Origin of the sequence: Planococcus sp. CPCC 101016 (assembly GCF_007859295.1) — a bacterium.
In the GTDB taxonomy this organism is placed as follows: domain Bacteria; phylum Bacillota; class Bacilli; order Bacillales_A; family Planococcaceae; genus Planococcus.
This window is the reverse complement of record NZ_VOHB01000002.1, coordinates 1,733,682-1,752,999: the sequence shown is the minus strand read 5'-3', so window position 1 is coordinate 1,752,999 and position 19,318 is coordinate 1,733,682. Positions and strand designations below refer to the sequence as shown.

Annotated in this window: 22 protein-coding genes; 8 read left to right on the top strand and 14 right to left on the bottom strand. The window is 41.9% G+C overall.

What is annotated here, in order from left to right; genetic code table 11:
• The first annotated feature begins 10 nt into the window (after nt 1-10).
• Both FQV26_RS08255 and FQV26_RS08250 read left to right on the top strand, forming a co-directional pair.
• Complete coding sequence (locus FQV26_RS08255; RefSeq protein WP_146557014.1) at nt 11-430, top strand: VOC family protein; 420 nt, start codon at nt 11-13, stop codon at nt 428-430.
• 309 nt (nt 431-739) lie between these two features.
• Nucleotides 740-1,198: a hypothetical protein gene (locus FQV26_RS08250; RefSeq protein ID WP_146557013.1), complete on the top strand. Its 459-nt coding sequence runs from the start codon at nt 740-742 to the stop codon at nt 1,196-1,198.
• 155 nt (nt 1,199-1,353) lie between these two features.
• Here FQV26_RS08250 and FQV26_RS08245 read toward each other — a convergent pair whose 3' ends face one another.
• From FQV26_RS08245 to FQV26_RS08230, 4 genes are all read right to left on the bottom strand, one after another.
• Nucleotides 1,354-1,698, bottom strand: coding sequence for a hypothetical protein (locus FQV26_RS08245; protein ID WP_146557012.1), 345 nt, complete (start codon nt 1,696-1,698; stop codon nt 1,354-1,356).
• Between the two features lie 533 nt (nt 1,699-2,231).
• The gene (locus FQV26_RS08240) at nt 2,232-2,651 is read right to left on the bottom strand and encodes a sporulation protein (RefSeq protein WP_146557011.1); all 420 of its coding nucleotides are present in this window, start codon (nt 2,649-2,651) and stop codon (nt 2,232-2,234) included.
• 64 nt (nt 2,652-2,715) lie between these two features.
• The gene (locus FQV26_RS08235; RefSeq protein WP_146557010.1) at nt 2,716-3,903 is read right to left on the bottom strand and encodes an AI-2E family transporter; all 1,188 of its coding nucleotides are present in this window, start codon (nt 3,901-3,903) and stop codon (nt 2,716-2,718) included.
• Nucleotides 3,904-3,961: 58 nt separating this feature from the next.
• The gene (locus FQV26_RS08230; protein ID WP_146557009.1) at nt 3,962-4,909 is read right to left on the bottom strand and encodes an LCP family protein; all 948 of its coding nucleotides are present in this window, start codon (nt 4,907-4,909) and stop codon (nt 3,962-3,964) included.
• A 266-nt stretch (nt 4,910-5,175) separates the two neighbouring features.
• On the opposite strand from FQV26_RS08230, the gene msrA reads away from it, so the two are divergent.
• Both msrA and FQV26_RS08220 read left to right on the top strand, forming a co-directional pair.
• Nucleotides 5,176-5,706 (top strand): peptide-methionine (S)-S-oxide reductase MsrA, encoded by a 531-nt coding sequence (gene msrA / locus FQV26_RS08225; RefSeq protein WP_146557008.1) that lies wholly within the window; start codon nt 5,176-5,178, stop codon nt 5,704-5,706.
• A gap of 104 nt (nt 5,707-5,810) precedes the next feature.
• Complete coding sequence (locus FQV26_RS08220; RefSeq protein WP_146557007.1) at nt 5,811-6,122, top strand: hypothetical protein; 312 nt, start codon at nt 5,811-5,813, stop codon at nt 6,120-6,122.
• A gap of 2 nt (nt 6,123-6,124) precedes the next feature.
• Here the strand turns inward: FQV26_RS08220 and FQV26_RS08215 are convergent, their stop codons facing one another.
• A complete protein-coding gene (locus FQV26_RS08215; RefSeq protein WP_146557006.1) occupies nt 6,125-7,297 on the bottom strand; it encodes an MFS transporter in 1,173 nt (390 codons plus the stop codon).
• A 267-nt stretch (nt 7,298-7,564) separates the two neighbouring features.
• Here FQV26_RS08215 and FQV26_RS08210 point away from each other — a divergent pair, with 267 nt between their 5' ends.
• Entirely contained in the window at nt 7,565-7,798 is a 234-nt protein-coding gene (locus tag FQV26_RS08210; RefSeq protein ID WP_146557005.1) for a hypothetical protein, read from the top strand.
• A 107-nt stretch (nt 7,799-7,905) separates the two neighbouring features.
• Nucleotides 7,906-9,513: an ABC-F family ATP-binding cassette domain-containing protein gene (locus FQV26_RS08205; protein ID WP_146557004.1), complete on the top strand. Its 1,608-nt coding sequence runs from the start codon at nt 7,906-7,908 to the stop codon at nt 9,511-9,513.
• A gap of 677 nt (nt 9,514-10,190) precedes the next feature.
• Here the strand turns inward: FQV26_RS08205 and FQV26_RS08200 are convergent.
• From FQV26_RS08200 to FQV26_RS08185, 4 genes are all read right to left on the bottom strand, one after another.
• Nucleotides 10,191-10,667: a YkvA family protein gene (locus tag FQV26_RS08200; protein ID WP_146557003.1), complete on the bottom strand. Its 477-nt coding sequence runs from the start codon at nt 10,665-10,667 to the stop codon at nt 10,191-10,193.
• A gap of 52 nt (nt 10,668-10,719) precedes the next feature.
• Nucleotides 10,720-10,926, bottom strand: a complete 207-nt coding sequence (locus tag FQV26_RS08195) for a cold-shock protein (RefSeq protein ID WP_146557002.1) — start codon at nt 10,924-10,926, stop codon at nt 10,720-10,722.
• A 306-nt stretch (nt 10,927-11,232) separates the two neighbouring features.
• Nucleotides 11,233-11,433, bottom strand: coding sequence for a cold-shock protein (locus FQV26_RS08190; RefSeq protein WP_008428384.1), 201 nt, complete (start codon nt 11,431-11,433; stop codon nt 11,233-11,235).
• 183 nt (nt 11,434-11,616) lie between these two features.
• Nucleotides 11,617-11,913 (bottom strand): DUF1033 family protein, encoded by a 297-nt coding sequence (locus FQV26_RS08185; protein ID WP_146557001.1) that lies wholly within the window; start codon nt 11,911-11,913, stop codon nt 11,617-11,619.
• 204 nt (nt 11,914-12,117) lie between these two features.
• Here FQV26_RS08185 and FQV26_RS08180 point away from each other — a divergent pair, with 204 nt between their 5' ends.
• Nucleotides 12,118-12,825, top strand: coding sequence for a 5-bromo-4-chloroindolyl phosphate hydrolysis family protein (locus FQV26_RS08180; protein ID WP_146557000.1), 708 nt, complete (start codon nt 12,118-12,120; stop codon nt 12,823-12,825).
• A complete protein-coding gene (locus FQV26_RS08175; RefSeq protein WP_146556999.1) occupies nt 12,797-13,981 on the top strand; it encodes a toxic anion resistance protein in 1,185 nt (394 codons plus the stop codon). The genes FQV26_RS08180 and FQV26_RS08175 overlap by 29 nt, the downstream gene beginning before the upstream one ends.
• 64 nt (nt 13,982-14,045) lie before the next feature.
• On the opposite strand, the gene FQV26_RS08170 is transcribed toward FQV26_RS08175, so the two are convergent.
• The 5 genes from FQV26_RS08170 to odhB all read right to left on the bottom strand — a co-directional run bounded on the left by FQV26_RS08170 (nt 14,046) and on the right by odhB (nt 19,312).
• A complete protein-coding gene (locus FQV26_RS08170; RefSeq protein ID WP_146556998.1) occupies nt 14,046-15,899 on the bottom strand; it encodes a vWA domain-containing protein in 1,854 nt (617 codons plus the stop codon).
• Between the two features lie 9 nt (nt 15,900-15,908).
• Nucleotides 15,909-16,766: an ATP-binding protein gene (locus FQV26_RS08165; RefSeq protein ID WP_146556997.1), complete on the bottom strand. Its 858-nt coding sequence runs from the start codon at nt 16,764-16,766 to the stop codon at nt 15,909-15,911.
• Nucleotides 16,767-16,948: 182 nt separating this feature from the next.
• A complete protein-coding gene (locus tag FQV26_RS08160) occupies nt 16,949-17,146 on the bottom strand; it encodes a DUF6501 family protein (RefSeq protein ID WP_146556996.1) in 198 nt (65 codons plus the stop codon).
• Nucleotides 17,147-17,370: 224 nt separating this feature from the next.
• Nucleotides 17,371-17,961: a DedA family protein gene (locus tag FQV26_RS08155; RefSeq protein ID WP_146556995.1), complete on the bottom strand. Its 591-nt coding sequence runs from the start codon at nt 17,959-17,961 to the stop codon at nt 17,371-17,373.
• Between the two features lie 88 nt (nt 17,962-18,049).
• The gene (odhB, locus tag FQV26_RS08150; RefSeq protein WP_146556994.1) at nt 18,050-19,312 is read right to left on the bottom strand and encodes a 2-oxoglutarate dehydrogenase complex dihydrolipoyllysine-residue succinyltransferase; all 1,263 of its coding nucleotides are present in this window, start codon (nt 19,310-19,312) and stop codon (nt 18,050-18,052) included.
• Nucleotides 19,313-19,318: the final 6 nt, after the last annotated feature.

The window sequence follows — 19,318 nt, the reverse complement described above, 5'->3', positions numbered from 1 at the left end:
GAGTGATGACATGGAAGCGAGAATGACCGTTTTAACACTGGGTGTCGATGATTTGGAAAGGTCTTTATCGTTTTACCGGGACGGCCTTGGGTTTCCAACTGAAGGAATTATCGGAACGGAATTCGAACACGGAGCTGTCGCTTTCTTTAAACTTCAACCTGGATTGCAGCTGGCCATCTGGAAACGACAGGACATTTCCTATGACGCAAACGTTCATCAAGCACCACCAAGTCCCACCGAAATGACCATTGGACATAATGTCAACAGCCAACTAGAAGTCGATAAAGTGCTGGAACAAGCAAAAAAAGCTGGAGCTGTTGTTACCGTCTCTGGTCATGAAACCTTTTGGGGCGGCTACTCCGGCTATTTCCAAGATCCTGATGGTCATTTATGGGAAGTTGTCTGGAACCCTGAGCTCATACTCGACTGATAAAAGTTAAAGCTATGCAAAAATCGATTTTTCAACCCCTTGCTTTCCATACTGTTTTAATCAGTAAAAAAGAAATTCTCACAATGAGAGTTTCTTTTTTTATTGAAGGAACTGGATTTGCCTACTTGAAGCTGTTTTACTTTGTTTTTAATCATTTCCGTTTTTTATGTTATTACTTGTTTTGAATTTGATTGAGTAAACCTTATGTAGTAATTTACATGTACAACGAAAAACAACATTTGTTCCACAACGTTCTATCGATTATAATGAAAGCAGTTACATATTTCGCTTTACTGGGGAGGAATTCAGGTGAACGGATTTCAGCTGCTAGATGAACAGGACAATCGAATTTACTTTGTTTTCAAATCAGCTCCTCCTTATTCGTTTCCGTTATTTGAACTGGATTTAGAAACGATCTTTAATCGCGTCGAATCCACTACTCCTTTTACTCAACAAAATTTATGGATCCTAAAAAAAATAGCTATCCTTTGTGAAGATAAAATCAGCTACTTTCCTGATAACGAACTGCTTATTGAACCAGATTCGTTTATGGAAACCACTATTCTAAAAGGTTACATAATATTATTATTTATAAAATCTTCACCTTCTGTTCCATTTGAATTCCACCCGACACAAAAAATCGATCATCACTCAAACTTCGAAGATGCTCAAAAAGCGGCGCTTAGACAAATGACTCTTATGAAGACTCAATCTCCCGAAATTGAAATAAAAGCTTTAGGCGCCAAAATGATTTATGATCTCTCGTGAAATTAATGTCTCGTAAGAGTTTGTATTCTACTATCCAACATTTTTTCTAAAAAAATACCATTGTTTCTGCTCATCCTTATAGGACAAGTAGAAACAATGGTTTTTTTACTTAAAGCAATTTAACTCTCTTTAGTATGACGGAGTTCCGCTCTTATTTACTCAATGTCCTGCCGCTTACTCCGATTAATCAAATATACACAAAAGGCAACACATAAAACGATGACTGCTGTTCCCCAATTGACACGTCCCGCTTCTTCATCCAGATCTGCTTTTACCACCTCAGTTTTTCTCTCAGCTACCGATATTCCAGAAAATTTCATTTCACTTCCTACATCTAAAGTCTGTTGTTTTTCTTTTACTTCTGCATTTAGTAAAACCAGTTCAATTGCCTGATTTGTTCTCAGACAGTCTGTAGTCACTGATTTTTCATCTAGGAGTTGAGTCAGAGCCTGATGAGAAACAAAAAGACTCAGTATCAGAAAAAGTATCTTTTTTTTCATCTGCTTCCGCTCCTATCCCCTCAGTTCAGTTTCAATCAAATTTATTATAGTTATAAGTATGTATATTTTCAGTTTAGTTTATAAGATATCCATAATTAAACATGCCGTCATGCCAATTGCTGTTCCAAAAATGCTGAGCAGAACAAATTCGAACAGCCACTTGACTCGTTTCCCTCTGAGTACAAAGAGATTCTAACGACAGCTTTTTTACTTGATGTGCTTAAACTCGACATTTCATAAATTCAGGGTCACGGCCTGAATTTACGTAAAAACCTTTACTGAGATATTTTGAGATCAAGCGGTTATTTTTTTCTGTATTTTCTTCCAAATCTCATTTAACTCTTTAACAATCGTTCTTATTTACCTTAACATAAGTGAGAATGATTATCAATATCAATCATAAAAAATGTTAAGTCTATTGATAACTTCTATTTGGACTTTCATGAAATAAGATTCAAGTTAAAACCGTATTGAATAATTTATTTCGTTGCAATGCCGTTAATAGATTTTAGACATAAAAAAAGAGCTGAAGTTCAGCTCTCGATGGTTCCGTAAGTAATATCGTCTTCGTCTCTTGCATTAAATCCATTTTTCACATGAACAATCGTCCGCAAAATCAATTTTGCTTTCGGATGTTCAAGAACCCAACGTTCATCGGGAACGATTTCGAACTGCTGCATAACCGTATCCTTTGATTTGACCGATCCCGCAAATTCCATCGTTTGTTTAGCAACGATTGTTTCGTAAAAATCGAAATCGCTGTCATCCCGCGTATCTTCGACAAGCCTGACGACATTCAGTTCGATAAAATCAATGGTCTGCTCTCCATCTCCACCATCAAGATAAACCGTTCCGTTCAATGTCTCGCCTTCTTCGAGATGCGGTCTTTCAACAACCGTATTTACTTTCAATGAGCCGATGCCGATAGATGATAAAAAATCCTTGAACTTCATAACGTAGAAACCCCCAACTTTTGTTAGTTCTTATATACCACAATATAGCTTTTTCAAAACACGGTCATAATTCAGTATAATCGTACTGATTTTCCAAATTAGTTTCATGTCTGTTGTAGCGGCGCTTAAATAGCTTGTAGAAGTGAGAAACCAATACCCGCAGCAATGCATACATTGGGATGCCAAGAATAACCCCAACTATGCCGAATAAAGAACCTGCCGTCAGTAATACAAAAATGATCGTAACCGGGTGGATGAACAAAGTCTTTCCCATCACCTGCGGAGAGATTAAGTTTCCTTCCACTAACTGCACTACTGTCCACACTATCGCAAGTTTAACCAGCATGAAAGGTGAGGTGACCAAGGCGATAATCGCTGCAGGCGTAATCGCTATTGCGGGTCCGATATATGGAACAATGCTCGTCACCATCGCTAAAACTCCCAGCAATAACGCATAATCCATTCCAATAATCAGGAAACCGATATAAACCATGACCCCAATGCAAAATGCCACAATCAATTGGCCTTGTATATAGGCACCGAGTTGCTTATCCGCTTCAGTGAACACCTCGCGTGTGTCGTCGCGAAATCTTGGCGGCAACAGCTTCAAGAAATATTCCGGCAACTTTTCACCATCTTTTAATAGATAAAACAAGATGAACGGAACGATGACAACCGACAAAATGACTCCAGTAATAGTAGAAATCAAACCGGTAACGCCTGTTATGATACTTGTGACTGTATTCTGCAGCGTATCGGTGATATTTCCAGGCAATGTAGTCAACAAAGTATCAATAGTGAAGTTGGATTCGCTGTAGTAATTGCCGACAAACGATGTTCTTAAAAACGCATCGACATCTGTCAGTAATTGCATGAAATATGTTGGAAACTCTTCAATAAGCGTTTGAAATTGCGAACGTAAAAAAGGGAAAACCAATACAATCAGTAATGTGATCAATCCGACCACGCCTAAGAAAATAATAAGGATTCCCCAGTTGCGTGGGATTTTGAAATCCTCCAGTAAGCGCAATATCGGCCGCAGCAAATAGAAGAAAATTAATGCTAGGACAATCGGCAAAACAACAGTTTTCATAAAAACGCTGACTGGATGAAAGAGAAACGATACTTCCCTAAAAACGTATACCACCAATCCAAGCAATAACAAAGAGATCAGCGTGAATACTGTATTTCTCCCACCTAAAAAGCGGATGTAATTAGTGGAAAAAAAAGATGGCTTGTCATCTGGCTGCATAAACTTCCCCTTTTCTGAATAGACTTTCTACCTTCATATTATCATAATCATTGGTGATTTAGTCTAGGGGTTGTGACAAATATTCACTCAATGCTTGCCTGTTCTGTTCGACATTAATATCAAGAACCGATCCCGCATGCGAGTAGCTGCCATAGCTATAGCTTCCTTCTACAGGAAGTGTCAGCCGTTCAACTTCACTGCTGCCGCCGGTTGCCAATTGGGTTGCCAATTTTACTTGATCGCTTAAAGGCATATCGGTCTGTACATAGCCTTGCAGCGCACCCGCTAATTTCGGATAGTTCGGTATAGCGGCTACACTGATCATTTCGTCTTTCAAGGCAGCGACGACTTGTTGCTGGCGGCGGACCCTGCCAAAGTCCCCTTCGTTATCAGCACGGAATCGTGCATAGCCTAGAAGCTCTTTGCCGTTTAGATTTTGGACACCCGGTGTCAGAGAAACGCCAATATGTTCAGACATCGCTTTCTCCACATCGATTTCCACCCCATTCGGCGCTGCCACATCCACAAGGTTTTCAAAACTTGAAAAATCCATTACTGCATAATGATGAATCTCTACTCCGAACATCTCTCTTAATGTATCCGCCAGCAAATCAACTCCACCTAAATAAAACGCTGTATTTAATTTATAGGATTGATAGCCCGGAATATCCGCATAGATGTCCCGCATAAATGAAGTCAGTTTAACCTTGTCATTGACTTTGTCGTGTGTGACAAGCATCATCGTGTCTGTGCGGGATTTTTCTTCTCCTCGGGAATCGACTCCGAGCACCAGGATGTTTTCATAATCGCTATTGCTCTCATCTTCCTCGAAGGAAACGGGTTCCTGTTCCGTATTTTCTGCTAGACTGACACCACTTCTAAATTGTATGAATGCATAGGCCCCAATCATCAAAAGGGCGATCAGGAGCAGGAAGATGATGCCGCGCAGTCGAAATCTTCTTTTTCTGCGTCTTGTTCTTTTGTTGTGCTGTAATTCTTCTTCCATATTAAACACACTCCTTTCTAAACTTTTACGTCAATAAGACGCTCATTTGGGCATTAAGTTTCGGACTTTCTACAAAATTTATAGGTTAAGGAATTCAATTCATGATTTTCAATCAGCTTGGACACATTCGGTCTGAATCGAGTCAATTTTATGACAGGGTAAAAAACTCATATGTTAAATGCACCGGCTGTAGAACATTTTTATTGTCGGAAAAGCTGTGGAATGGTAAGATTTTTGTTATCTACTATCTGAGAGGAGACAAAATCATGACAGAAAAAGCAACATTTGCGGGCGGCTGCTTTTGGTGCATGGTCAAGCCATTTGATCAATTTGATGGCATTGAACAAGTGATTTCAGGCTACAGCGGCGGACATGTAGAAAATCCTACATACGAACAAGTGAAGTCCGGTACGACCGGCCATTTGGAAGTTGTGGAAATCACTTTCCAGCCCGAAGTTTTCTCATACGAACAATTATTGGATATCTTTTGGCAGCAAATTGATCCTACTGATGACGAAGGTCAATTTCAGGATCGCGGCCCTTCCTACCGGGCATCCATTTTTGTCCACAATGAACGCCAACGTGCGATTGCAGAAAAATCTAAACAGCAACTTGATGCCAGCGGACGATTTGATAAACCCGTAGTAACAGAAATCCGTAATGCAGCTCCATTCTATGCTGCTGAAGATTATCACCAGGACTTTTATAAGAAGAATCCTGAACATTATTTGAATGATCGGGCAGAATCTGGCCGAGATGAATTTCTTTCCTCTACATGGGTTGAAGTTGACGCTTAAGGCGTCAGCTTTTTTTACACTTTTTTATTGACAGATTGTTCCGACAACTACACTACTAATTGCAGAGTCAGTATGTTTCCACATTAGTTTAGGGAGGTACTCGATTGAAGCTCATTGAATCCATTGACCCGGTTGTTATGCAGTTGGTGATTGTTCCGATGGTCGTCATCGGAATTGGTTTACTATTGGCTATACTCACCAAAAGGGTCTATATCGGCCCGATTACAACTATGGTCTTAACCATCAGCTATAATTATTGGTATTTTACTTCATTTTTTCCCAACTCAGAACTTTCATTCACCATGATTTCTTCTTGGTGCATCATCTTCCCTTTAATATCTTTGTATTTGTCTTGGATGGCCGTGCTGCAGCCACATATTGTCAAAGCTTTTTTTCTGCCTGATCCAAAAGAATGAGTTCAATCTTTTTTATTGAGCAGTATTGCAAAAACGATCATGAGTATGACAAACAGAAGTAGCATCATTAAAGTAATATTGTGATTGCCGGTTTGATCGTAGACGATTCCGATTGTCAGCGGCATAAAAGCTGAAATGATGTAACCGCCTGATTGCGTCATCGCTGTCCAACTATTGGCTTCGTCTGCAGAAGTTGTTTCATCAAGAGGCATTAACAAAGCGATTGGAAAAAGACCGCCCAGTGCGACCCCGATAAAGGCGGCAGCCATCCAGATTGTAGCGACATTACCGAACATCAATAGCAAAATCCCAAGAGTACCAAAAGCTAAAACAGTGATGATCCAGCCTAAGCGGTTTGGAAATTTGTTAAAAAACAGCGGGATGCTGATATTCCCGGCAATCTGTACAGCAGACATCAAAGTCAAAACACCGCCGGCTGCCAAAACGGACATGCCTTTTTCAATGGCGATTGGTGCAAGCCATGTCAACATCGAAAAGAATAAAGCCGATTGACAGCCGAAAAACAACAACATATACCAAGCCCGCTTAGTTTTCCATGGTGATACACGAACCATCGTTTCCAGCCCGCTTTCCGCTGACTTCACTTCAACCGGTTGTTCCACACGCAGCCATATTATCAGCGCTACAATCGACAATAAACCCCAACTGGCAATCGCCAGCGGCCAATCCGCTACAGTATAGAAGACCCCCGTCAAACCGGCTGACAAAGTAGCCCCTAAACCCATACCGAATGAAAAGACTCCGATCAATGCCGCAGTCCGCATTGGAAAATCACGTTTAATCGTCGCCGACAACAGTGGACTGATGATGGCAATTGCTAAACCGATGAAAAATGCACTGGCAAGCAAAATTGGATAAGTTGGCTGAAAACCTCTAAGCAATGTGAATAGCCCGATAGCTATAAGCAAGATGGCAATTGAACGTTTCAACCCGAATTTGCGGCCGAATACTACAGCCAAAGGTGCAAACAGCCCCATACAGAAAACGGGTACCGCCGTCAGTAAACTTACTTCGCTATTGCTTAAATTCAAATCTGCGCGAATAGGTTCGAGCATCGGACCAATGGATGATATGGCCGGCCGCAAGTTTAACGCGACAAACAGGATTCCCACTACCATCATGCCGATTGCTGGATTTTTTTGCTTTTCAGCCACAAGCTCTTCCTCCTATGAATTAAACAGTGTAAAACAAGATTTTTTCTTTCTATTTAAGGACCTTCAATTGCATAATTAAATTTAAGCGATGCATTAAGGCAACATGGGTTGCAGAATTAATGAAAAAAACACCCTGCTTTCAACAACTGTATTACCAACCATCATCAAAAAAACTTATTGTGCTTTTTTTTCAAATTAGCACATGGTACAAACTTGTGTTCTCTCCCTCTTATCATTTAAAATGGAGGTGTGAAAGGCGGGTAGTTGATGAAACTCGTAAATTGGAGTTACGCGAAACGATATAATATAAAAGCGATTTTTGATGAATTTCCGCACGTTGTTGTGCTATTCCGCCAGATTGGCGGCTACTACTTTATCTATTCGATGAAAGGCCTGACGCCGGAACATATTCCCGGCCGCCGCGAGTATGTGCAGATGGAGTATTTGCTCAACAAGGAACTCGACATGCTGGAAGCTTATATCGAACGCAAAACAAGATAAATCAAGCTTGTATTTTTAGTTTATCCGAGACCACGGTCGAATGCTATCGATTTCCGTGGAATTCGTGGTATACTCTTCTTATTGTGAAATTTAGGAGGTACGTATAAATGATAGCTGTAAATGATGTAAGTCTTCGCTTTGGTGACCGCAAACTATTCGAAGATGTAAATATTCAATTTAACCCCGGCAATTGCTATGGATTGATTGGTGCCAATGGTGCCGGTAAATCGACGTTCATTAAAATTCTATCCGGCGAGCTTGAAGCCCAATCCGGAAATGTCTATATGGGATCTGGTGAACGCTTAGCTGTACTAAAGCAAAATCACTTTGAATATGAAGAGCATGCTGTTCTTGAAACTGTGATCATGGGCCATAAGAAATTATATGAGGTCATGTCCGAGAAAAATGCCATTTACATGAAAGAAGATTTTTCTGATGAGGACGGCATGCGTGCTGCTGAACTTGAAGGCGAGTTTGCCGAACTGAACGGTTGGGAAGCTGAATCTGAAGCGGCCATCCTGCTGCAGGGTCTTGGCATTTCTGAAGACCAACACGATAAGAAAATGGCTGAACTTTCCGGTTCAGACAAAGTGAAAGTGCTATTGGCACAGGCTTTGTTCGGTAAACCTGATGTTCTTCTGCTCGATGAGCCTACAAACCATCTGGACTTGAAAGCCATCCAATGGCTGGAAGAGTTTTTGATCAACTTTGACAACACCGTTATCGTTGTTTCGCATGACCGTCATTTCCTGAACAAAGTATGTACACACATTGCTGACCTTGATTTCGGTAAAATTCAGCTGTATGTCGGGAACTACGACTTCTGGTACGAATCAAGCCAATTGGCAACACGCTTGGCATCGGATCAGAACTCGAAGAAAGAGGAAAAAATCAAAGAACTTCAAGCCTTTATTGCCCGTTTCTCCGCTAATGCTTCCAAGTCGAAGCAAGCTACGTCACGGAAGAAAATGCTTGATAAAATTGAATTGGATGATATCCGTCCTTCTTCCCGTAAATATCCATTCGTTAACTTTACGATCGGCCGTGAAATCGGCAACGATGTTTTGACAGTCAAAGATCTTAGCCAAACAGTTGATGGCAAGAAATTATTGAACAATATCAGCTTCAATATGAACAAAGACGATAAAATCGTTCTTATTGGCGACCCGCTCGCTAAATCGGCTCTTCTTCGCATACTTGCTGAAGAAGACGAACCGGAAGCAGGTTCTATCCGCTGGGGCGTTACCACTTCTCGCGCTTATTTGCCAATCGATAATACCATCTATTTTGAAGGCAGTGAATTGTCGCTGGTGGACTGGCTGCGCCAGTATTCACCGGAAGATGAAAGCGAAACTTTCCTGCGCGGCTTCCTCGGCAGAATGCTATTCTCTGGAGAAGAAGTGAAAAAGAAACCTTCAGTTTTGTCGGGGGGCGAAAAAGTGCGCTGCATGCTTTCAAAAATGATGCTGTCTCACGCCAACGTCCTTTTGCTCGATGAGCCGACAAACCACTTGGACCTTGAATCGATCCAAGCATTGAATAATGGCATGATCGCCTTTAAAGGCGCGATGGTCTTTACTTCCCATGACCATCAGTTTATCCAAACAGTTGCAAACCGCGTGATTGAAATCCGCGAAGACGGTTCAATCCTTGATAAGCAACTGGGCTATGATGAATTCCTGGAATGGAAAGATACACAAGGCATCACAAACTAAAACCAATCTGCTATCTAAAAACGACCAAACTCGCTTATACGAGTTTGGTCGTTTGAGCTTGTAGACAAAAGAATATATATGTCACTAAACGAATGAAACTTTATTTCATTTTACTTGCACCGGATCCTGCGCTCCAGGCGGACGCGTTCCGCGGGCTCGCGCCGAACTAACTCGGCCTTACGTCCGAGTGGATTTCGGCACTTCGCTTTCCCGCAGGAGTCACCGCCTTGCGCTTCGGATCCTCGAGTGAAGGGTTTTTTAACAGTCTTACTCAGGCTTTATTTATCCTGAGCTGACTAGCAGGCTTCTGCCTTTGATTGAAACCATACGATCCCGACCGGGCTGGCCACGAAGACTCCTGTTGGAAGCAGCGCAGCGACGAAAGCTGAAGACCCCGCAGGAAAGGCATTGGCCGAAGCTTGCAAGGACAAGCCTTTGCGACGAAGCTAGCGCAGCGATGCAGGAGCATGGGTTTTTCCAGTGACGAGGAGGCTGAAGCTGAGCCCACGGAAAGCGAAGTGGCCAGCCCGGTTGGATTATACATCCTATTCATTTTAATTTGACTTTGTCTACAGTCTGAAACGACCAAACTCGCTTATACGAGTTTGGTCGTTTTTTTAATCAACACAGAGAAAAGCCATGGATTTGCGCAGATCCATGGCTCTACTCCTGTTTCTTTATTTAGTAAAACGTTTCACCAATCGGCCTGCAGGCAATTTGGAAACGTATTTATTCCCTGAGTTAGATATTTTCTTCACAAGTGCCAATAAATCTTCGTCGCCTGCCCAATGATCTGTAATGACTTCTGTCGGGAATTTGTTCAACACTGTATTGATGACAAATACCGCCACTACAACATCATCCAGAAATCCGCCAGGACCTACCAGAATTTCAGGAAGAAAATCAATCGGTGCGATGAAATAAAGTATACCCGCGCCAACCGCTGCTTTACTTTTTGAATCAATCCGGCTGTCCAACATCATTCTTGTTAAGAGGTGGAACATGTCCGGTGCGAAGAGAACATAACCACTGACTGTACCAACCACTCCCGGTTTACTGTCCACCCAATTCTGAACTTTTGCCCGTAGCTTCTGATAGAAGTCCTGTTGTTCTTTTTCACTTGGCAATGGCTTGTTCAAGTATTCATTGGTCATCTGATTCTCCCCCTTTTTCTTTCATGTTATTAAGCAACTGCCGCATTGACGATTAAAATACCAATGTGACATTTGTCGCTACGCGCTCTTTGTCTGCTACACCTTCATAAATAGTAAACTTAACAGGTTGTCCGGGATTCAGTTTCCGTAATCCATCGACGTTGATATTGATTTCCTCAAAGAAGAAATCTTCTCCGTTATCACCTGTAATCATGCCTACACCTTTGTTTTCATCAAATGATTTAACTTTGCCTTCCATTTATAAAACCTCCCACATTCTCTTTATCCAGTCATTTATTTATACCCTTCTCCCTCTGAATAAAAACCTGTCATAGCTAAGCGGAAGTTTCATAATTCTGGAGGAAAAGTGAAATGGAGCAGGTTAGGATGATTAATATATGGAGAAGCGCTTCTTGCTCTCTGATATAAAACATTCGGTATAATCAATATCATTATATAGACAAGTAAAATGAATAGGGGTGGGAGCAACAGTTCTTCAGACGTCTGTTTAAGGTTTAGGCCTATATAAAAAAAGAACCGCTCCAGTAAGAGCGGTTCTGGGTTATTAAACTTTAGTAACGTTTGTAGCTTGAGGTCCGCGGTTGCCTTCTTCTACTTCGAATTCAACACGTTGTCCTTCATCAAGCGTTTTAAAGCCTTCGCCTTGGATTGCTGAGAAGTGTACGAATACATCGTCTCCGCCTTCAACTTCGATGAAGCCAAAGCCTTTTTCTGAGTTAAACCATTTTACTGTTCCTTCTTGCATGTAAATTACCTCCTGTGGTAAAAAAATTTTCAATATGGAATCTTTCCAATAAAAAAATTCACATATTCCCAAAAGTACCATCACTTGCTGATCACTTTTAGGAATATGTGAATAGCTGTAATTGGTGAAGATTTCATGTTGTTACAATTATTATATCAAATTGACCACAAAAGTCAAACAAATCTAAAAACTTATTAGTGGTTTTCCATTTAATAGCCAAATCAGGCCATGAAATATCTGCAAATCCTCTTCGCATTTTTCGCAATATTCCGTTTCTTCTTCGTTCCAATAACTAGCAAAGGCCACTCCTCTCTGTTCATGCTCAGAAAATTGCCAGGTGAATTTTTCCATTAATTCATTCAAGTACAAGCGTGCATCTTCAGCTTTTATGAATTCCTGGCGTGAAATGACTTTTTCTTCCCAGCCTTCAAACATCCACCACGGTTCATAATCCGCTCTTATATAGACAATTTCATGCATTATTTCCTGCCCCTTTTCTATCTAATTAGCATTGTGCCAAATCTTTACCGGCTTGTAAAGAGTTAAACCCAATTTTATAAAAGGATTCGAAAGTTTGTATTGACTTGCTGTTTCACGTAAAATATAAGGTATAGCAAGCGCTGAAATGAAACTTTTCAGTGCCCAGAACGTATAGATAAAGTAGCAGTGAAGGAGGTCCTTTGCATGAAGCCCCTAAAGCCGATTGAAAATTTTATAAAGAGGCAATCTGTCAGTTTGCCTCTCATGACAGTGATGTTCCCTGTTCTTTATTTGGGCGCAGAAATTGGGTTGATCGCTTCTGGAGCAGTGGCTGCCGGAACTTATATAGCCAGTAACAGCACCATTAAGCAAGTCCAGATTTCTTCCGACTCCAAAAACCTTGGAATGACACGCAGTGAATACAAAAATGTGCGTACTCAAATAAAAGAAGGCAAGGAAAAAATCAAACAGCTTCAAGGCAATTATTATAAAGTACGTTCCATTTCATCTTTTAAGCAATTAATGGACATGACAAAAATTGCTAACAAAATTATTACAGTCGTCCAGCAAAATCCGAGAAAATTCTATTTAGCTGAACCTTTCTTTTATTCTCATCTGGATTCAGCTATTGAATTGACGGAAAAATATACACTCTTGGTCGGTCAGCCCGTCAAAGACCAGGAAATGCGTGTTGCCTTGCAGGATACGCGGGAAATGCTGTTATCGCTAAACAAAGTGATGGAGCAGGACTTGAAGCGTGTTTTGTCCAGCGATGTTGAAAAACTGCGCATGGAGTTGGATTATGCACAATTGGCTGTCGATCAGCACAATAATCAGAAATTACTCGTACAGCCAGAACCTGAACAAGAGGGAGACGTGGAACATGACAGAGAAACCATCAACTCGAAGTGAATTGGATGATCTTTTGGAATCACCTTTTGGTGTGCAATTAGAAAAACAGGAGCAGACTGTTGCTGAACAGGCTGAAGGTCGCCCCGTTGCTCTGATGGACCGTTTAACGAAAGAAGAACAAGCTAAGGCACGCGAGCTTGCCAAGCAGATTCCGATTGGCGATAACGAAGCCATCCTGACTTACGGCGCCAATGCACAAAACCAGCTCAGCCAGTTTTCGCATAAAATGCTCGACCATGTGCAGCGCAAAGACATCGGCCCTGTCGGTGATGTCCTTCACGATTTGATGAAAAAACTGGAGGAATTAAATCCAGAAGAATTGACGCAAGGAAAAAAAACCGGAATCCGTAAGTTGTTCTCAAAAGCAAAATACTCGGTTCAGGAAATGATGAGCAAGTACCAGAAGCTGAGCAGCCAGGTTGACCGCATCAGCATCCAACTTGACCATTCGAAACGCGGATTATTGGATGATGTTCAAATGCTCGAGCAGCTTTATGATCAAAACAAAACTTATTTCCAGGCATTAAACGTTTATATCGCAGCAGCTGAACTGAAACGCGATGAAATCATGAACGAAACGATTCCTGCTCTCCGCAAAAAAGCGGAAAGCTCTCATGATCAAATGGTTTATCAAGAAGTCAATGACATGGTGCAATATGTGGATCGCCTAGAAAAACGCTTATACGATCTTCAGCTATCTCGACAAATCACCATACAAAGTGCACCACAGATCCGGATGATTCAACAGACCAACCAAACTTTGGCGGAAAAGATCCAGTCCTCTATTATGACATCGATTCCGTTGTGGAAAAACCAAATTGCTATTGCACTTACATTGAACAAGCAGCTAAAAGCAGTAGAAGCACAAAAGCAAGTCACTGCTACTACTAATGATTTGCTGTTGAAAAACTCTGAAATGCTGAAGATGAATTCGATCGAAACGGCACGTGAAAACGAACGCGGTATTGTCGAAATCGATACGTTGAAGAAAACCCAGGAAAACCTTCTGGAAACCATTGAAGAGACATTACAGATTCAAGCAGAAGGCCGCAGAAACCGTAAAGCTGCAGAACTAGAAATAGGCCGTATGGAAGAAGACCTGAAACAGCGCTTACTTGCCATTCACGACGGCAATGAAAAAAACAACACGATATAAATCACAAAAAACCGGAAGCATTGAGCTTCCGGTTTTTTGTATCTCTATATTACAATATACTTCATTATCCGGCCTGAATGACCAAGTGCAAGCTCCGTTTCAGCAGACGCAAGGTCTGTTCAACAAATTGTTCCAATGAATCCGCACTAACAGATTTATTGCCATACATCATCTGGTAAAACGCCGCTTGCTCTTCGGTGATCGAGTCGCTGCTCAAAAACAGATGCAGCACTTCAATTCCCTGCTTTTTCGCTTCCGCCACTGCATTTGCAGTATCCACTACACCATTTTCAGCATAGTTATAGGCAGAAGGCTCTCCGTCGGAAAATACCAGTAAAAAGCGATGTTTTTCGGTTCTTCGCTTTAGCCGGTTATTCATCCAGCGGATTGCAAAGCCATCGCGATTGTCTTCATGAGCATCCAATGAGGCTATTTGCTGAGCGTGGTTTTTCCCGTGGTCTTCGAATTTGTGCATCCATTCAAAATAATTCGGCTGTTCTGCATCGCTTGCCTCGTAAGCATCTTCATAAAAAAGTACAATTTCGTGAGGCACGTTCAAGCCACGCAGTACGTCATGGAATAATAGGACGGCTTGTTTCGTTTCGGCCAGCTTATCAAGCATTGAAGCAGAGCCATCGATCAATAAACAGAAAACGGCGTCCAGTTCTTTTGAAGGCGCTGTTTTTCGGTAAAACGGCTTGGGCCGTTCTTCAATCGCCAGTGGAACCAATTTTTTTGACAGCCTGCCGGCATTCAAGTTTGTCCGCACTCCTTCTTGCCTTTGCGTCATTCGTTTTTTCAGCTCTTTCAGCAATGCCCGTACATACGGAGCCTGTTTTTTTCGCCAGCTCTCTATGTCTAAGCGATGATCCCCTTTGACTTTCAGTCTGGATTCGTAGAATACAACCTGGTCATTGGCGGAACCGAATCGACCTTCTGCTTTTTTAGGTTGGCTTTCCATCTGCTGGTCTTCTGCATCGTTGTCTTCTGCATGTTCTCCGCTTGAATCACCTTTTGCCGTCTGTTGGACCTCTCCAGTCCCTTCCTCTTCCCTGCCGCCTTCAGCAAGCTGGGAATCACCTCGTTCAAGTTCAAATTCCAACGCAGGCGCTTCGCTCATTTCCGTTTCCCGATGCCAGGACTGAAACCATTCTTCAATCGTCTCAATTTCTTCCTGTTCCTTCGCCTCTTCAGCTTCAATGCCTTCATGATAATGAAAAGGAGGTACTTTTTCAGCCGCTTCTCCGAAAGTGTAATAGCTGTGCAACGCATCTGAATCGAGCAAGAACTCTGCACGGTCCATGATCCGGTCCACCACTTTTATGGAATCCTTAGTCGTTTTTGAATCAAATAAATCCGTCCAAATAAAGAATAAGGAATTGAAACCTTCGATTGCATCCGTTTCAATTCCCCGCAGGCTCAAATAAGCAGCATTTATCAATGAATCGCTTTTGAAACCTTTTTTTTGATTTTGCCTAAACTGATCTTCATGATATTCCGTATATACAGCTTCTCGTGTTTCAAATGCCCCCACTGTACCAGGACGTGCTTTTTTTATCTTCTCAGAAAGCCGGAATTCTTCCGCACATAATAGCAATTGTTCGCGAAGATTGGGCAATAGTGTGTTGTTGTTTCTAAACTTGCGCCACGCAGACAAATCGAAATCACGCCAATAGCCGGCCGCCATCAAATAAATATCCGATAGATAACCATTACGCTCAATTCGCTTCGTACGATGACGCCAAAAGACGCTGATAGACATTGCCGATTCAGAAGGCCGCAGTTCCACCAATTTTCGAGTTGTCACTTTAAGATAGGGTGCATCTGCAAGAGCTCCTGCAAGCAGCTCCATTTGATGAAGCATCTTCGTATCGATGGTTTCATTATTAAATTGGATAAACCGATTGACTGACGCCATTATTTTCACCTACTTTTTCCAAGTATGAGCTAGGTCCATGAACAAATCGCGTTCACTTTCATCTTCCAATTTTTCAGCAATTGCGTATTGCACAGCGCGCAGCGGATCCATATACTGAGATAAAGCAGTGGCATCCAACAGACTACGGATCGATGCAGCCTCTTCCGATAATAAGCCATTTTTTACTTGCTTCATTAAATCTTCCGCTAAATTCAGCATAAAGGACTTTAGACTTTCTTCTGATTCAGGAAATTCTCGATTCCATAGTTCAACCAGTTGCTGGCCGGTCAGATAAGGAATCGGATAAGCGATAAAGCGGTTTTTTAATGCTTCGTTCATAGGCGTCGTTCCAATATAGCCTTCATTGATCGCTGAGATCACTCCAAAATCCGGATGTGCTTCAATCACTTCTCCGGTAAATGGATTTGTCATCATGCGCCGGTGATCCAAGGCGCTATGGAGGATCGGCAAGGTTTCAGCTTTTGCCATATTGATTTCATCAATATAAAGAAAATGACCTTTTTTCATCGCAGTCACTACCGGGCCTTCCACAAATTCAATGACACTTTGTCCATCGCGCTGCACTAATGTCTTGAAACCCAGTAAGGCTTCCGCATCCAGATCAACTGAACAGTTGATGCTTTGCATCGGTTGACCGAATAAAGAAGAAATGCTTTCTGCTAGTTTGGTCTTACCTGCTCCTGTTGGTCCTTTCAGTAATACAGGTTTTCGCAAGACAACCGCAGACAGGATATCTTCCCATAAGTGGTTGTCAGGTGCGATATATCCTGGTTGGCCGATTAATTTTTCGTATTCTTCATGCAATCGTTTTTTTCGTTTGGCAATATCCTGTTCAATTAATGACATTTACATTCCCTCTTTTCCATAGAAAAAGCCGATGTTTATGCACCATCGGCTTTTTGACATTCTTACTGGCTGAAGAAGCCAGGGGTTTCCGGCAAAGTCGCCGTTATGCTGTTATTCCGCTGTGATTAGCAACTGCATTTCCACTTTCACGGGTTGCACCGGTTCGTTTACGGTTTCTGATATTACTCGAAGTAGGTTTTGTAAAATCCGCCGATTTTCCCGGTATTGTCCACCACAAAAATAAACTCTTCGGTTTCGTTTTTCACTTCGTATTCTTTACCAACTGTCAAGACATTCGACACCAAAAATTTTGCTGCATCGGTATGCTTGCAGGTTACTGTTTTTATCGTTTCTCTTTCAAGCCATTCGTTGTGAATCATCATCCTCATCCTTTTCTATCTGTCTATACTTCAGTATAAGGAAAACCTGCACTAATTTCAAACTGGCACCTATTTTCAAAAGCTTAAGAACAAGGAACTGTACTTATCAATACAACGCCTCGAAGGCATAAACAACCCTTTTCCCTCTTCTAAAAGAACGATGTTCAGTAAGCGCTTGCCTATAGCAATTGTTTATAATAGGTCTTTTACTTAACAAGAATATACTACTTCTTAGAAACTCTCGTACTGTAAAAATAACGCAATAACATAACAGCAATGACAAGTACCGATAACAAAATCAAAAAGAACTGCAGGTTCTCAAGAATCGTCTGGTATGCATAAGGAAAGGTCCTGCCGACGTTGAAGTAAATGAATAGCCAAACAAATCCTGCAGTATACGCAAACATCATATAACGCATAAATGGAAACCGGTTTGCTCCGACAACGTATGGCATTGCCCAGCGGACGCCGGGCAAGAAAAAGCTGAAGGCAATGGCCCACTCCCCGCGTTTTTCCAAAAAGTCATTGAACCGGCTGATCGGCTGTTTTAAACGCGTCCTGTTCAATCGGTTCAGCAGGCGTGGCCCTAGACTGCGTCCAATAAAATATGCAAAAGTGTTGCTGGTAATCAGCCCCAAATAAGCTGACAAAAAAGCATAGACTGGCTTGAAATAGCTGATTTCGGTCAGCACGCCTGAGAATGCTGCAGCCACTTCATTGGGGATTGGCACACCAAATATCAGCAGCCAGTTAAAGACGAACATACTGAAGTACCCATATTCCTTTACTAACTCAATTAAGAATGAAATATCCATGGACTCTACCGCCTTTAGGCTGTTCTATCCTCTATGATGACAAAAAAAAGATAGTCCTGCAACGCAGGACTATCGGTTTGAACGATTATTAAGATTCCAGTAATAGATCTTCTGGGTTCTCGATCATATCTTTGACCATTTTCAAGAAACCAACAGAATCGCTTCCATCAATTACACGGTGGTCGTATGAAAGAGCTACGTACATCATCGGACGAATTTGAATTTCATCGCCGATTGCTACAGGACGTTTTTGGATAGTGTGCATACCAAGAATACCAACTTGGGTACCATTTAAAATTGGCGTTGACATCAATGATCCAAATACGCCGCCATTTGTGATGGTAAATGAACCGCCAGACATGTCTGCAATCGAAAGCTTCTTGTCGCGTGCTTTCTTAGCTAGGTCGCCAATTGTCGCTTCGATTTCTGCGAAGTTCTTTTTGTCCGTGTCGCGAACGATCGGTACTACAAGGCCTTCTTCAGTTGAAACAGCAATTCCTACATCATAGAACTGCTTCAGCAAGACATCTGTTCCGTCCAATTCAGCATTAACATATGGATATTTCTTCAGTGCAGCTGTTACTGCTTTAGTGAAGAATGACATAAAACCAAGTTTCACATCGTTATTTTTAAGGAATTGGTCTTTTTTGCGGCTGCGGAGAGCCATCACATTCGTCATATCGATTTCGTTGAATGTAGTCAGCATCGCCGTCGATTGTTTTACTTCAAGAAGACGTTTTGCAATTGTTTGGCGGCGTCTTGTCATTTTTTCACGGACAATGCGGCCACTTTCTTCATCAGAAGAAGGTGCAGAAGCTTTTGGCGCTTCTGTTTTAGCAGCAGGTGCACTTGCAGCCGGTTTCGAACCATGCGCTTCAACATCCTGAACACGTACACGGCCCATAGGATCTACTGGTGAGATAGCAGCCAGGTCGATTCCTTTTTCGCGTGCCAATTTACGGGCTGCAGGGCTTGCAATTGTACGATCAGAAGAAGATTGATCTTCAGCTGCCACATCTTTTTCCACAGGCTCCATAGTCGCAGGCGCCTCTGTTTTAGTTGGCTCTTCGGATTTTTGTGGAGCTTCTTCAGCTTTAGGTGCTGCAGCTTCGCCAGAACCTTCGCCAACGATTGCGATTACTTGACCTACTTCAACGGTATCGCCTTCTTGTGCTAAATGTTCTTGAACAACTCCAGCTTCTTCGGAAATAACTTCAACATTGACTTTATCTGTTTCCAGTTCAACGATGAATTCGCCCTTTTCAACTGTTTCGCCCGGCTGTTTAAGCCATTGAGCGATTGTTCCTTCTGTAATCGATTCTGCTAATTCTGGTACTTTGATCTCTGCCACAAAAAA

What these genes read in the sequence shown, in the direction of transcription:
- FQV26_RS08160 (WP_146556996.1), bottom strand. Translation starts at nt 17,146, where the DNA reads ATGATTCACAACGAATGGCTTGAAAGAGAAACGATAAAAACAGTAACC.
- FQV26_RS08200 (WP_146557003.1), bottom strand. Translation starts at nt 10,667, where the DNA reads ATGACCAATGAATACTTGAACAAGCCATTGCCAAGTGAAAAAGAACAA.
- FQV26_RS08175 (WP_146556999.1), top strand. Translation starts at nt 12,797, where the DNA reads ATGACAGAGAAACCATCAACTCGAAGTGAATTGGATGATCTTTTGGAA.
- FQV26_RS08210 (WP_146557005.1), top strand. Translation starts at nt 7,565, where the DNA reads ATGAAACTCGTAAATTGGAGTTACGCGAAACGATATAATATAAAAGCG.
- FQV26_RS08235 (WP_146557010.1), bottom strand. Translation starts at nt 3,903, where the DNA reads ATGCAGCCAGATGACAAGCCATCTTTTTTTTCCACTAATTACATCCGC.
- FQV26_RS08205 (WP_146557004.1), top strand. Translation starts at nt 7,906, where the DNA reads ATGATAGCTGTAAATGATGTAAGTCTTCGCTTTGGTGACCGCAAACTA.
- FQV26_RS08180 (WP_146557000.1), top strand. Translation starts at nt 12,118, where the DNA reads ATGAAGCCCCTAAAGCCGATTGAAAATTTTATAAAGAGGCAATCTGTC.
- FQV26_RS08155 (WP_146556995.1), bottom strand. Translation starts at nt 17,961, where the DNA reads ATGGATATTTCATTCTTAATTGAGTTAGTAAAGGAATATGGGTACTTC.
- FQV26_RS08230 (WP_146557009.1), bottom strand. Translation starts at nt 4,909, where the DNA reads ATGGAAGAAGAATTACAGCACAACAAAAGAACAAGACGCAGAAAAAGA.
- msrA (WP_146557008.1), top strand. Translation starts at nt 5,176, where the DNA reads ATGACAGAAAAAGCAACATTTGCGGGCGGCTGCTTTTGGTGCATGGTC.
- FQV26_RS08165 (WP_146556997.1), bottom strand. Translation starts at nt 16,766, where the DNA reads ATGTCATTAATTGAACAGGATATTGCCAAACGAAAAAAACGATTGCAT.
- FQV26_RS08245 (WP_146557012.1), bottom strand. Translation starts at nt 1,698, where the DNA reads ATGAAAAAAAAGATACTTTTTCTGATACTGAGTCTTTTTGTTTCTCAT.
- FQV26_RS08240 (WP_146557011.1), bottom strand. Translation starts at nt 2,651, where the DNA reads ATGAAGTTCAAGGATTTTTTATCATCTATCGGCATCGGCTCATTGAAA.
- FQV26_RS08185 (WP_146557001.1), bottom strand. Translation starts at nt 11,913, where the DNA reads ATGCATGAAATTGTCTATATAAGAGCGGATTATGAACCGTGGTGGATG.
- FQV26_RS08195 (WP_146557002.1), bottom strand. Translation starts at nt 10,926, where the DNA reads ATGGAAGGCAAAGTTAAATCATTTGATGAAAACAAAGGTGTAGGCATG.
- FQV26_RS08255 (WP_146557014.1), top strand. Translation starts at nt 11, where the DNA reads ATGGAAGCGAGAATGACCGTTTTAACACTGGGTGTCGATGATTTGGAA.
- FQV26_RS08170 (WP_146556998.1), bottom strand. Translation starts at nt 15,899, where the DNA reads ATGGCGTCAGTCAATCGGTTTATCCAATTTAATAATGAAACCATCGAT.
- FQV26_RS08190 (WP_008428384.1), bottom strand. Translation starts at nt 11,433, where the DNA reads ATGCAAGAAGGAACAGTAAAATGGTTTAACTCAGAAAAAGGCTTTGGC.